Below are 14348 nucleotides of genomic sequence, written 5' to 3' on the forward strand. Positions count from 1 at the left end.
ATTCACAGATCATTTAAATCATAAAACAGGCACTGTAAGCTCGTTTCCTCGAGCTCTCAGTGCCTGTTTCCATATAATACTCATCTGTTATGTTTATGAAGATTTACTTCATAGTCAATTTTATTGCCGTGATTTATCCATTTGGTAAATGATCATAGCTGCCTCTGCTCTTGTTGAATGTTTAAGTGGATGCAGTCTGGAATGAGTATCACCTTTGACCAAGCCCGCCTTAACCAACTGCGCTACGTCCTCCATGGCATAGGAAGAAATGTCAGAACGATCGGTGAACCCATTCAATTCAGTTAAATTTGCTACACGATCTTCCCATTCATCCGCTACTCGAAGCGCTTTGGCTGTCATTAAGAACATATCTTGTCTTGTTATATTCTCCGTTGGATCAAACATTCCATTAGCTTTGCCATTTATGATACCGAGTTTCTTGGCAATTCCGACTTCATCATAATAATATGCAGTAGGTTTAATATCAGGGAAATTCGTATCCACTGTTGCAGAAAGACCTAACGCCTTTATCAGCATGATAATAAAGTCAGCACGTTTAATATTCTGACTTGGCGAGAAGGTAATCGACGATGTTCCATTTATCACACCTTTAGACGCCAATACTTCAATTTCATTTTTCGCCCAATCGAAATTAACCAGATCATTAAAAGACTTCTGCACAGATACAATACCAAATTGGCTGAAATGGGTTGTTATGAAAGATACTGTGCCTGTTTCGGCATCATATTTCCCATTAGGAACTGCAATCGGCTTTCCTGTATTATCAACATACCAGATCGTTATATGCTCCAGTAGTTCGAGTTCCTCTGCTGCAGGTTGATATGGAATAGTTACCTTAACGGGTGCGTCTGGATTATTGAAATCTATTTCGTTCCCATTAGCGTCTGTTAGGCTAAGCTCGATTACAGGACGGTTGCCGATTTGCTTACGTACCTCCGCAGATAATTTATTGAGATCAGCGTTTGCAATTTTTAACGCTAAGGTCGGAGAATCAGTCAAGTCTACATGACTTATCATATTTCCTGGTAGTACAACATCGGCGATTTCCGTGGACACAACAATTTGCTGTAGCTTTCCACTTGTCGATATGGATGCCGTTGGTAACGTCAATTCATACCCGAGGGCTCCTATCGTCTTTGGAAATTCAACTTCCACTTGTAACATGCCTCTATGATCAACAGTGGCTTGCGCTAATGCCCTACTCAGTTGAGTCTGATCTATCTTACCGTGTGCTGTGGAACCCGTTAATGTAGTAATAATTTTAACCAAACTACCCTTAATGGCTGGAGGAATACTTGATGAATCCGTATTTCGTACTGGACTTACGTTTCCTGTTTCATCACCTTTGGGTACATCAACATCATCCCCAGGTTTGGGTTGTGGTGCAATCCATTTCATGAAGTCTCCCATCATGATATTGCCTGTAGCATCTCTTGTGTAAGGAATGACTGGTACTAAACTTACAAAGTTAGCGTCAGTGAGTTCTACACCTGATTTATTGACAGATGCTGTTCCGTTATACATGTAGTTCGCATCAGAGCTTAATGCTAAAGGATAACTGTCTCTGACCTTAATATCTTTCTGATAGGAAACGAATCCGTCAATCGTAAAATCAGTTTGGATATTACCGTATGACGTGAAGCTAATATTTCCTTTAGCATTATTAAATGCAATGTTATTCCTTGCAATTACTCCAGGATTACTATTGCTGGTAAAACCATTAGCACCATTTCCAAATGCGATGCTGTTACGAATGATGTGCGGAACATGGATCCCTTCGCCGCCAAGTTTGAAGCCATTCTTATCTCCAGCTCCTATCTTTCCATCTGACAAGAATCCATTATTATAAGCGATGCTGTTCTCAATGATAACTGCTCCAATTGCTCCTGTTCCTGCTTTTGTGTATAAATCCCAACCATCATCTATATTGTTATGCGCAATACACCCTCTAAAAATATTCCCCTCACCAGATGTAAGCTTAGCAGCAAAACCATCCGCATTATTATTCGAGGGGTCTACGTTATCATGTGATGTATTGTTCAGGATAAGATTATACGATGGCCACATCGTGATATCGTTATCTGAGCTCTCGGTGCGGCTAATTTGTAGCCCTGTATCTCCATTCTCATAAAAATTGCTATTTTCAATGATGTTATAGCTACCACCGACGGTAAATCCTTTCGTATTGTCTGCGGAACGTGTGAAATCAATACCTTTGATATGCCAATAACTACCGCTTAGAACAACCCCTTCTGACTTTTTATCGAAATCTATGATTGGTCGTGCTCCTTGTTCTGCAATTAACGTTTTCATTGCTCCAGTTTTACCATCATTATATTTCTTAATCTTGAGACTTGTATTGCGGACATATTTGCCATCAAGCATGATAATCCTCTGACCTGGTTGAACAAATTGGATGGCTGTATCTAAATCTAGTGGATTACCTTCCGATCCTGATCCGTCATGTGTCCCCGATGGCGATACATAGATATCACCAAGATAAGATTTAGTTGTAACTGTAAAATTGCGAACTATTTTGTCATATGAGGTTAATTCCTGTGTGTCGTCTGGTAAGAACGTGACGCTGAAGTTGGTATTGCTATTTGGAGGAAGTAAGGTTGGTATGGACAGGATTTTACCAGATTCAATTGATCGATCCTGTGCAATGACCTTTTGCCCCTCTTTTACGATAACTGTTCCATTGACATTTGATTTAATGATTAATTCGTAATCCGTATCGGATGTTTGGGCTAACGAAAGAATCTCAAATTCAGGTTCTGTAGCCTGCTTAGGCGGTTCAATTTTCGGAGGATCAGTCTGTGTTGCTGTAACTGAGAATTGGATGTTACTGACTTCAATTGTTGCTAATCGAGCAGCATAGAACCCAACATAAATTTTTGAATCTTGTGCATTTAAAATATCCGGAGTAAAGAATATCACTTCTTCTCCCTGATTTAAATTCCCGCTATAGCCACTATTCGTTTTGGCCAATGTGAGTTTATAAGGCTGTATTGGATGTGTATTATTAGCTGTAGGTCTTACATTTTCTAACATGCTTGCTTTAATGCCTTGGCTTCCCGCACCGTCTGGTGTTGTAACACCCGTTCTGATGAATAACTGAGTTCCATTCGCTCCTGTTGTTGAACCACTGTAACCACCGATTGCTGCGATATTGGAAGCGAACACACTGCTATCATTAGCTGTACCAATGGCATCTCTAGCCATGATTCCGAATGACTCTTGACCATCCTGAGAGCTTTTGGCATAATCAACGACTTTAATATCTGCGGATAATTCAAAATTATCTTCTAGAGCATCAATCTCAGTATAGTAGAATGATATCCCATCGTGATCACCAGTAACTTTTCCAGCACTACCTCCCAGCGCTTCGATTGTAACGGATTGATCGTCGTGAACCGTCACTTTATTATTGGTAGCAGATGTAGATTGACCGAATCTAATTGATTTCCATATCACTTCTGTCTTTTCTCTTACAGTGACAGATAGTTCGATCGCCTGAAGTTTTGTATCTGTGGGAATAATATGGATGGCATATGTTCCTGGTTTAGAATTGTCAAATTGTGATATCGTATCAACTGCATATTCGCTTGCTGTTAAAGCCACTCTGTCTCCATTGTCATATACTTTAGAAACTTCCAATCCTGTTTGATCAAAATCTTCTAAAACATAATAGAGTGTCTTAGGATATTGAGTAACTTCCATTCCAACAAGCTCCTTCACCTTTACATTCACATGAAAGATAGCCTTCTTCCCTTTATGAGTAATAGTTACAGGCTTAGATCCAGCCGTAGTAGAATCAAGAGGTGAGGTTGTGTATTCGTCTTTCATAAGTCTAACTTGGGTCTTATCATCATATTGGGCATATACGACTAATCCGTTGAGATCTAGCTTATCACCGATAAAATAATCTATTGTAACAGGCGGTTGCTTGATATATAACCCTGTTATGGCTGTGCTTTTAACTTCCACGTTAAAAGTTGTTGATTGTGAAGGTGTTTCCATAGATGTGACAGTAATCTCTATCGAACCTGGTGTATTGAACACATAAGAAGATGGGATCTGCGCGCCTGATATGGCGAACTCGTATTGATCGCTAGGTAATTCTTTTATGGCATATCCGTTATTGTAATTTGCTTCTACTACCAAGCCTTGCGGATCAAAAGTGTCACCTACATAGTAGTCTGTTTTTGCGGGGAAATACTTAATCATTAAACCTGTCACTTCTAATGAAATAATGTGCAGATCAATCGTCCTTGCTATCCCATTGAATTGAATGGTTATTTGGTTCATGCCAGCTATACTGCTATTAAAACCTGTAACCGTATAATCTAACTCCGTTAGAATTTCTTGGGCACCATCAGCGTAAAATGCTGTTACAGTCATCCCATTTAAGTCTAAATCTTCATTAACTAAATAGGTGTTCTTCATCAATGTTGTGTCTATTAATAAATCGGAAGGCGTTCTTGTATCCACTCGGATATCATAGTTACTGAAAGTGATTTCAGCTTCTCTAGCAACATACAATCCCGCATAAATTTTATCACTGGATAGGTTTTGGTTAAGATCTATTTGTTCACTAACACCGTTCACCGTTACTACATAAACATTCCCCGACTTTTTGATTCTCAAATCATAAGACTCATTAGTGGCAGGAACATTAATCCCACTGAAAGGGTCAAGCTTGGTATGTTTATCGGCGGCGAATTTATACAGTCCTCTCACGTCATTTGGATTAGGTGACTTAGCACCAAACCCACCGATAGCTACGTAATTGGAACTGTGTTTATCTGAATTGCCATTCTCTCCTATGTCTTCTTTCAGCATTAAACCAAATGACTTTTGGGTTTCATTATTAGGAGATGTATGATTAAAATTCTGGATCGTGGCTCTAGCCTGAATTTCAAAGTTGGCATCTGCAGGCATTTCCTGATAGTAAAAAGACATTCCCTCTTCTGAACTAGCTAATTTTCCGCCATTATCTGCAGACAAGGTAACCGAACCGTCTGTATGAATGATAGGTTCAGGATTCTTCACAGCACTAGTATTTCCTCCAAATGCGCTAAATTCCCAATCCTTTACTACAGCTGGTTCTTCAATGCTTAAATTAACATTACTAAAGGTAACCGTTGTATTCCTTGCTGTAAACAATCCTGCATAATGAATACTACTCATAAAATTTTCTTCAACGACTATTTCATCGCCAACTTTTAAAATATAGTTATTCCCAGATTTCTTAATACTTAAATCGTATACTTGGCCCACTGCAGGTGCAGGTAAATCAATCGGATTATTGAAATCTACTTTCTTCTGGCTTGTATTTAAACGGGTAAATCCCTTCATGGTTTGACCAAGCGCACCTACAGCTACATAATCGCCTTGCCCATACACCGCATCACTAACGTTGATTGATACTTCATTTCGTAGCATAATACCGAATGAGACTTGATTATTTGCGGTCCAAGCATCAACCGTCGCTGTCGCCGTTAATTCATAGTCAACATCCATGGGAACATCTTTATAATAATATGCAATCCCATCCGTGCCATCTGAAATCTTCCCTCTGTTATTCGCACTTTTTAGCGTAACCGTATCATTTCCAGTCTCCCAAATGTTAAAATTTTCTGCGGTTATTTTATCTTGTCCTCCAACATCACCAAACACACTTCCTTGCCAATCACTGGTAATATTGATCATTCCTGCAGGTGGATCTGAGTCTGAAGCAAGCACCGGGATAGATATCGTAGGTAATATCAAGATGAATGACATCAAGCATGCTAACAACTTTTTTCGTGTGCGCATTAACCCATTTCCCCTCTCAATTCAAATAAGGTTCAGTTACCACCCATATTAAAGCACTTAAGAACGATAAATTATATAATCATTTGATCAGATGATCCTCTAAATGATGGTCTTATCTAGGATTTTCAAAAATAATGATGAAATGATATGTGAATTCCATTTAAACCAATTAGAACCATTTGAATGATGCATAAAGATGTATGATATAGATATAATTGATCTTTCTATTGTGAATTTTTCATATGGTGAGATATTCTTTATAGCGACAGAAAATAACCCCCAAACGGCTTAACTTCTCACAGTTCTACCGTTGGGGATTATTCAGCATTCCCTTTTTTTCAATCTATTCATGATTACGATATACAACTTTTTCGCCAACCACGGTCATTCCGATACAATCCGTTAACAATTTACTAGGTTTATTGAGAAAAGGGTCCATAGTTAATATGGTGAAGTCTGCACTATATCCTTCTCTGATCTTTCCACGATCATATTCATGACCACTTGCATTGGCACTTCCTGTTGTATACAAAGAAATGGCTTCGAACATACTTAGGCGTTCTTCTAATTGATAGATCGTTTCCGTTGAATCATCTGGTTTCATTCTAGTCACAGCTGCATGCATTCCAAACAGAGGTGAGACTTGTTCAATTGGAGCGTCAGATCCACCTGCACAACGGAGTCCATGATCAAGCAATGTTTTCCAAGCATATAATTGAAGGTCAGTGTCTTGTCCAATGCGATCCACAACCCAAGGAAAATCAGATGCGACAAAGGTGGGTTGAATATCTATCACGAGAGGAAGATTCTTCATTCGTTCAATCGTACTTCCTCCTAATATTTGTCCATGAATTAACCGATCTATCGCTCCATCGCAAGCAGGATGACGTTCAATCGCTGCAATGACTTTCTCTGCAGCCAAATCTCCAATCGCATGGACGGCAATCGGTAAACCATATGATCGTGCTTGGCTTACTAACTGCGCTAGTTCTTCATCCGAATGTATGGCTAGCCCGTTGGTGCTGGGTTCATCCGCATATGGAATACTCAGTAATGCTGTTCGTCCTCCCAATGCGCCATCTGCGAATATCTTCATCGCCCCGAATTCCAAATATGAGGACTTAGTTAGCAACTTCTCATCCGCGTTCCGCCATTCCCCAACAACCGAATGATGTACTAATAAATGCGCTCTGAAATTCATGGAATCCTCGTGAATGACCTTCTGATAAACACGTAATACATTGGAGCAACTTCCATAATAACTTAAATCTTCGGTATGACCTCCAACAACTCCTTGACTCCAGGCATGTTGAATAGCTACTCGCAATGCTTCTTGTATATAAGATTCCGTTACTTGAGGCACTGCATTAAGGATGATATCTTGATCACTATCTTTAAAGATCCCGCTATGTATTCCGTATTCCGTTCTTTCAGTATCTATTGGTACAGCCTTCATAGCCGGTGTATTCACAACTAACAAATGACGACAAATGCGTCTTAACAGGACTGGATGATGTGGTGCAATGGCATCTAATTGATCTCTTGTGATAGGACTAGCGTCTAACCAGCGATTCTCATTCCATCCCTCAGCTATAATCCATGAACCCCGTGGCACTGTTACACTTCGATCTGCAATAGCTTGAAGCACTTCCTCTTTACTATTCATATTCGATAGATCTAGCTTAAGAAAAGTTTCCCCATATCCAATCAAGTGCATATGGCTGTCAACAAATCCAGGAAACATCGTTCCACCTTGCAAATCAACCCATTCTTCGATTTGCCCATCATATTCCACTTCTATCACTTCTTTGCTTCCGGTTGCAACAATTATCCCATGTTCGGTATATACAACTTCTACCGTGTCCCCTTCATTTTGCATCGTATAGATTGTTCCGTTCCACCAGCATTTACCCATGATGTCTCTCCTTCTGTGCTTAGCCTTGCTATTCTTCAAGATTTATCATTCAGACAAACCAGATTGGAACGTTTATGAGCAGAATGATTCAATGTATAGTGATATTAAGACTTGAAATACTGGCTAAGATTCCCATTATTAGGACGTGACTTTTGAGTATACCTACCTCCGGTGTAGTTACCTATCACTTTCTGCCAAAATTTCTGCGCCGGAGTGTTATTTCTCATCTGAGTTACTTTCCACGTTCCCTTGAAGGTCTGAAACAGTTCTTTCGCTGCCCAACTCCCTAACCCGCTCCGCCGATATTTCTTCATAATAAAAAACTCCGTCATGTAATATTCACCTTCTACCGGATCAAAGGGTCTCTCTACCATTGCGAATCCTCCTGGTTTCCCATCCGCCGAAATCAAAAAAACATATTTACCTGTAGCAAGCTCCCAAAAGGTATCTAAATCTGGGTATGCTGTGAATTTTCCTGTTGCTTCAAGATCAATATCTAAGAATTCTGTGAAATCATATAAATAGAATTGCATCATATGATCGATAATCACTTTATTCTCTTTGGGAACGCGTTCTAATCTCATATCCATACGACCATCCACCCATTCATCACTTTTTATATCACACTATATTACTTTTTCCTTCACCTACGCAATTATACTCTTTCTTGCCAAGCTATGACTTCTATCCAGTTCCTATGGTAAAATAGCTAATATGCGGTATCACTTAATCAAGGGGGCACATTCGTGAACATACAAAAAGAACTTGATCGCAAACAGCTAGACGAGAAGGTTCTCGGGATGCCTTGGTTCGTACAACAGTTTATTGACTATAAATTACCCGATTTATCTCCATCAACACTTCTAGAATATATAAGAGATTATCAAACCTTCTTTAATTGGCTGCGTGGTGAATTACTATCTGAGGCCGATCATACCTCCAAAGTGACTTTAACTGAACTCGAAATGCTCCGCATGGAGAATATCGTGAGTTACCGACTTTATTTAACAACTCGACGAGAAGGTGCAAATTCCAAAGTAACGATATCTCGTAAGTTATCTTCTCTGCGATCTCTCTTTCATTATCTGAGTCAGATTGCCGAAGATGAGAATTTCTACCCTTTATTAAAACGAAATATTATGGCGAAAGTCGAAGTGAAACGAATTCACAAACCGAAGGATACCGCAGCTAAACTCAAAGGTAAGATTCTTGAGGACGAAGAATTATTAGAATTTATAGGATATATTCTTGAAGGTTACGGAATTGATGTCGCTGATAACAAGCAGGCTCTCTATTCCTATGAACTAAACAAAGAACGAGATGCCTGTATCGCAAGTCTGATCTTGAACTCTGGCTTACGAGTCTCCGAGATCATCAATTTGAACTTAGAAGACTTAGATTTCAACAACAAATTACTTTACATATTCCGAAAAGGTAATAATGATGAAACATATAAAACACCCGTCTATTTTCGTGAACAAGCCAAGGATGATCTCGCATTATATCTTAGCCTAAGACAACCCCGTTACCATCCACCTAAGAAGGAAAAGGCTCTCTTCCTCACGATTCCGAATGGACAACATGAGGGTAAACGAATGACGAAGCGCGCTGTACAAGCCATGATAATTAAATATGCATCGAGGTTCGGCAAGCCATTTCTAACGGTACATAAGCTACGACATTCATTCGCGACAGACTATTATCTACAGAATGATATTTACAAGACGAAGGAGCAGTTGGGGCATGCTTCTACAGAAACCACCGAAGTTTATGCTCATCTAACGGATAAGACGATGTCTGAGGCGATTGAGCGTCGTTCTGATTCCTTCTAAATCTAAAGAGAAGGGGCTATCCCTAGTCATTTTCATGACTTGGGACAGCCCCTTTATAATGTGGTTTAACAGCTATCTTCGCCCTCGCCTGCTAATTTTTCCAGATCCAATTCTTGTTTTTGGTTTACTAATCTTGGATTTAGAAGATCCAAATATACTACTTTTACTGCTGCTATCACCACTTCCTCTACTAATGCTACCCTTCGTAGTAGAAGAAGATCCTCTATTGAGAACACTGTCATCTGATTTACTGCTACTGGAAGTACTGGTACTTCCACGTCTTGTAATTGCTCCTTTTTTCTCAACGGTCAGTGGGGCTATGATTTTCTTGTCATTGGCCGTCGCTTGACGGTAAGTACCCTGGCTCGGTTTGTAGACGTCTTTACTGGAGTATCCACGATAAGTACCACTTCCACCTATTGAATCAAATAGACTGCCAATGATACTTGCTGTGATGTATCCTTGCAAGAAGCTCGAATTATAATTCTTTTGCACATATTCCTTGGAATCTAATTCGATCAATGTATCCTCAGGTTTGTCTGGATCCTGTTGTAAATGATACAATTCATTGCTGTATACGAGGAACATCCGCTCTTTATCTTCGACAGATATTTCATCTGGCTTACGTTCCTCTGATAGTTCTTTAGCAACCTCTGGTACGGTCTGACCTACGGCTCTATATACATAAGAAGTTGCATTACCATCTTTATTCACAGATTCAAGAGGATATGATTCCGTTAGACTCCCTGATAATACATTCTCAAATGAACCTATTCCACAACCGCTTAATAATGAGACCATTAAACTCAGAACTACCAATAATTTTATTGAAAGAACCGATCGTTTCTTCACATAATTCACCCCTAGCTTGCGCGAATGACTTTAACGTCTGCTGGTATCACTTGTTCACCTTCATACATCATAATGCGTCCATTCTGCCATTCGATCCGGAGCAATTGATTGTTATCCGATTGATACTGCCATACATGTTGCTCTCCACCTTGCATAAAGGGTGATCTCCCAACAACCAGCACATTCCCGTCGTATTCTTCTTCTAAATGATAGGAAATATCATCTAAATCTATGATACTTGGAACCTCATTCGGATTATCCAACCTACCATCAATTGGCTTATATAACCCGTACAGTAACTTTTCACGTTCTTCGATATGAAGATATTCGATATTCTGCCCGTCTTGTAACGTAAGTACAACAGCATTCCGACTGCGATTGTGGACTCTTCCCACCACTTCGTATGTCACTAGAGACACTTCACATATATCACCTGGTGCAAGTCCGAGCATACTTTTCTCACGGATTACAGGTACAGGTTTAGCAAATAGGTTTTTTACTCTTTTTAATAGACTCATATCCCTTAACTCCTCACGTACGTTAGTTCAATTTACAGACAGGCAGTTATTATTAATGCTCCGACAATATGCAATGAACCTGCGAACAATCCATACCCTAATTTCCCTTGTTGTGTTCCTAGGTCGAGATCCATCTTGACCCAATTCTTCAGTATAATACGTACAATACCTTCCAATATCAGAAGTACGATAAAGGATATAACCGAGACCACGATCGCTTCAAGCAATTCAACGGATGTCGAGATTGAAACCGATAGAATGTACCCTTGTGCAAGTAGCTTCAAGATCATCCTAGTCGTAACGGCCATGTTGCCATTCTTCACTTCTTCAAAATCCTTGTACTTCGTAAATAATGAATCTACATATAATAGAAAGCATAATAGCACCGAACCAACACCTGTCCAGACCAACACTCTTAGAATATATTCAAAATCCATGTTAACTTACACCCCATTCAAGCTATATTTTCACATTCATTACATAATAAAACGAAGGAGTTGTTCTCTTAAGATAGCTCCTTCGCTTGTAGTACTAGATATACTTATCTATTCTTGTTTACCAAATTCTTTCATCAGTGCCGCTAATTCATCATCTACTGCTTGGTCTTTGTTTAAACTTGCGAACTCATCATCCAATGATTTCTCATTAGAAGCTAATTCATTACTCGCTTCAGCTTGCGCTTCCATGTGCATCATTTTATCTTCCATACGCTTAAGACCATTTGCAGCAGAATCCGTGCTGAATCCTGTCATTGCTTTATTGATTTCAGTCTGTGCTTTTGCAGCGTTGTAACGAGCCACTAATGTTTCGCGTTTATTCTTCATTAGCGTCAATTGCTTGCGCATTTCTTCAAGTTTACCACGTAGATTATCAGCTGCAGCTTTATTCTGATCATAGTTCACTTTGTATTCGTTCATCTTCACTTCAGCCGCATTCTTCTCTTCTAAAGCACGACGAGCAAGATCCACATTCTGCGCTTTAGCAGCTGTTTGAGCCTGTAATGTCCGCTTATTCACTAGTGCTTCTTGTTCTTCATAAAGTTGTTTGAATTTCTTCTCGATGGCAATCTGTGCTGCTACAGCCTTTTCTGCATCTTCAAGATCTTCATGCATATCTCTAATATACTGATCTGTCATTTTAATCGGGTCTTCAGCCTTATCAATCAAACTATTGATATTTGACATCGTTACATCACGTAATCTTTTAAACATAGACATAAATTTCATTCCTCCTAGGGATGTGTTTTGTTATATCTGTTGTACGTATCAAGTTCAAAGAACGTTTCATTTTTTATTAAATAAATATTCGTCCATTCGCTTGTTTACAATCTCCACGATCATCTCAATCTCACTTTTCGTGATGTTGTCATAATGTATCCCAGCAGCAATCGTAACTGTTCGATTCAACACTTCTATAGCTCTACGCGCTAAACTCTCACTAATTGTATACTCTTTATGCCCAGGTATCTTTGTCGTCTGAACTTCAATCAACCCTTCAGGGGAATAATAGGCTGTTGATATAGCACCAATATGTACAGCTCCACCTGTGACGATAAGCATCATATCTCGACCTACAGGAACTTCAGTAATTTGAATGTCATTGGGATTGTATTCATGCACATTACATCAACCTTTCATAACTATGATGTTCTTAATCTACACGATTCCACGGATCTCGTCCAATGATTGAATTTTCTCATCTAGCATGAATTGCTCCAAACCTTCTAGCAAATCCTGACCCCCATTTAAATTCATGAAATTATAAGTCCCAACTTGTACAACCGAAGCCCCTGCCATAATAAATTCAATGATATCCGTTGCAGAGACAATACCACCCAGCCCCATAATGGGAATCTTCACATGTTGTGCCACTTGATGTACCATTCGTAATGCAATGGGTTTGATAGCTGGTCCAGAGAGCCCTGCATATAAATTGCGGAACACACTTGAACGTCGATGCACGTCAATCTTCATCCCTGATATCGTATTGATTAGAGAAATGGCATCCGCCCCTTCATCTTCGCACATGAAAGCCATCCCAACCAAATCCTCTGCATTAGGAGACAATTTGATCGTTAAAGGTAAGCTAGTTGCTTGTCTGACGAGTCGGACAACTTCTTGTGCAGCAACGGTCTTCACACCATAGGCTATACCTCCTTCTTTTACATTAGGACATGAAATATTTAATTCGATCATATCTATCACGACCTGTCCTAATGCTACCCTTTTATCGTGATCTGCTTGGATCAGCAATGCACCTTGAACATAATCATCTAAACAATTACCACCTAGATTAGCAATTCTAACGGTATCAAGTGTCTCCCAATAGGCACATTCATGCTCAAGGAAATAAGGAATTCCAGGATTCTCAAGCCCAACACTATTTAGCATTCCTGATGGTGTTTCATAGACGCGCAATCCTTCATTACCTGCTTTTGGATTCAAAGTAAGTCCTTTACCGCTGATTCCACCGAGACTGGATATATCATAACGTTGACCGTATTCTCTTCCAAAACCAAATGTCCCTGATGCCATTACAATAGGGTTCTTGAAAGGAACTCCAGCTACGTGACAAGTTAAATCAATCATGTAACAACACCTCCTCTGCAGCAAATACAGGACCATCTGTGCAAGCTTTTTTTCGACCATCATGACATGACACACTGCACACTAAACAAGCTCCAATCCCACATGCCATACGATTCTCTAATGAAATATATACTTCTGCTGTACACTGTGATTGTTGTTGTTTCCTCTGGATCGCCTTCATCATGCCATGAGGTCCACAAGCTAATATGGCATCGTATTGATTGAAATCGATATCATCGATAATGAACCCACCTACATTCGTCATTAACTTCCCTGCGACTTGATTGAAGGGTTCAAGTAAATATGCTTCTTTACTAAAACCTAAATATATATCCGCATTTGGTAACTGTTGCGCACAGTAATATAGTGGCGCAATCCCTATCCCACCGCCAACAAGTGCAACTCTGCCGTAGACATCAGGAAAGCCATTTCCGAAAGGTCCTTCTAAAGATATCGGATCACCCGGACGAAGTCTCGCAAATAGTTCCGTACCTTCCCCTACCACTTGGTACAGAAAGTCAATCGAATCTCCTGATATGTTAAATATACTTATCGGGCGAGATAGTATCGGATAATCCCCCCATGCTCTTAGCATATAAAACTGACCCGTTCGACCTCCAGCATGACCTTCAACACTCATTAGATACACTTGATCGGATACTTGTGTATTCGATATTACTTTCCCCATGGAAAATCCCCCAACATTCAGAATTCATTGATTTAAAAATCAATTTCATAATTACGCAAACTTATTTAAGCTGCATAGGCGATTATGAAACTGATTTAAAAATAACATTAGCCA

General features: G+C 39.6%; 11 protein-coding genes. 1 reads left to right on the top strand and 10 read right to left on the bottom strand.

Annotated elements, in window-relative coordinates; genetic code table 11:
• Positions 1 to 120: 120 nt before the first annotated feature.
• The 3 genes from LPB68_RS01775 to LPB68_RS01785 all read right to left on the bottom strand — a co-directional run bounded on the left by LPB68_RS01775 (position 121) and on the right by LPB68_RS01785 (position 8346).
• Complete coding sequence (locus LPB68_RS01775) at positions 121 to 5841, bottom strand: bacterial Ig-like domain-containing protein (RefSeq protein ID WP_198402157.1); 5721 nt, start codon at positions 5839 to 5841, stop codon at positions 121 to 123.
• A 343-nt stretch (positions 5842 to 6184) separates the two neighbouring features.
• Positions 6185 to 7756, bottom strand: a complete 1572-nt coding sequence (locus tag LPB68_RS01780) for an amidohydrolase (protein WP_068658437.1) — start codon at positions 7754 to 7756, stop codon at positions 6185 to 6187.
• Positions 7757 to 7860: 104 nt separating this feature from the next.
• Positions 7861 to 8346: a GNAT family N-acetyltransferase gene (locus LPB68_RS01785; RefSeq protein ID WP_068658435.1), complete on the bottom strand. Its 486-nt coding sequence runs from the start codon at positions 8344 to 8346 to the stop codon at positions 7861 to 7863.
• Positions 8347 to 8502: 156 nt separating this feature from the next.
• Here LPB68_RS01785 and xerS point away from each other — a divergent pair, with 156 nt between their 5' ends.
• Positions 8503 to 9588, top strand: coding sequence for a tyrosine recombinase XerS (gene xerS / locus LPB68_RS01790; RefSeq protein ID WP_068658433.1), 1086 nt, complete (start codon positions 8503 to 8505; stop codon positions 9586 to 9588).
• A gap of 72 nt (positions 9589 to 9660) precedes the next feature.
• Here xerS and LPB68_RS01795 read toward each other — a convergent pair whose 3' ends face one another.
• The 7 genes from LPB68_RS01795 to LPB68_RS01825 form a co-directional block, all read right to left on the bottom strand.
• Entirely contained in the window at positions 9661 to 10440 is a 780-nt protein-coding gene (locus LPB68_RS01795) for a DUF4247 domain-containing protein (RefSeq protein WP_068658431.1), read from the bottom strand.
• Between the two features lie 11 nt (positions 10441 to 10451).
• On the bottom strand, positions 10452 to 10958 hold the full coding sequence (locus LPB68_RS01800; RefSeq protein WP_068658429.1) for a DUF4178 domain-containing protein: 507 nt from the start codon (positions 10956 to 10958) through the stop codon (positions 10452 to 10454).
• 32 nt (positions 10959 to 10990) lie between these two features.
• Positions 10991 to 11395, bottom strand: a complete 405-nt coding sequence (locus tag LPB68_RS01805; RefSeq protein WP_068658427.1) for a DUF350 domain-containing protein — start codon at positions 11393 to 11395, stop codon at positions 10991 to 10993.
• 108 nt (positions 11396 to 11503) lie between these two features.
• The gene (locus LPB68_RS01810) at positions 11504 to 12175 is read right to left on the bottom strand and encodes a PspA/IM30 family protein (protein ID WP_068658425.1); all 672 of its coding nucleotides are present in this window, start codon (positions 12173 to 12175) and stop codon (positions 11504 to 11506) included.
• A 66-nt stretch (positions 12176 to 12241) separates the two neighbouring features.
• Positions 12242 to 12577, bottom strand: coding sequence for a prenylated flavin chaperone LpdD (lpdD, locus tag LPB68_RS01815; protein WP_068658423.1), 336 nt, complete (start codon positions 12575 to 12577; stop codon positions 12242 to 12244).
• 36 nt (positions 12578 to 12613) lie between these two features.
• Positions 12614 to 13546, bottom strand: coding sequence for a dihydroorotate dehydrogenase (locus LPB68_RS01820; protein WP_068658421.1), 933 nt, complete (start codon positions 13544 to 13546; stop codon positions 12614 to 12616).
• Positions 13539 to 14234 (bottom strand): dihydroorotate dehydrogenase electron transfer subunit, encoded by a 696-nt coding sequence (locus LPB68_RS01825; protein ID WP_068658419.1) that lies wholly within the window; start codon positions 14232 to 14234, stop codon positions 13539 to 13541. The genes LPB68_RS01820 and LPB68_RS01825 overlap by 8 nt, the downstream gene beginning before the upstream one ends.
• Positions 14235 to 14348 lie beyond the last annotated feature (114 nt).

The organism is Paenibacillus crassostreae (assembly GCF_001857945.1).
GTDB lineage: Bacteria > Bacillota > Bacilli > Paenibacillales > Paenibacillaceae > Paenibacillus_AQ > Paenibacillus_AQ crassostreae.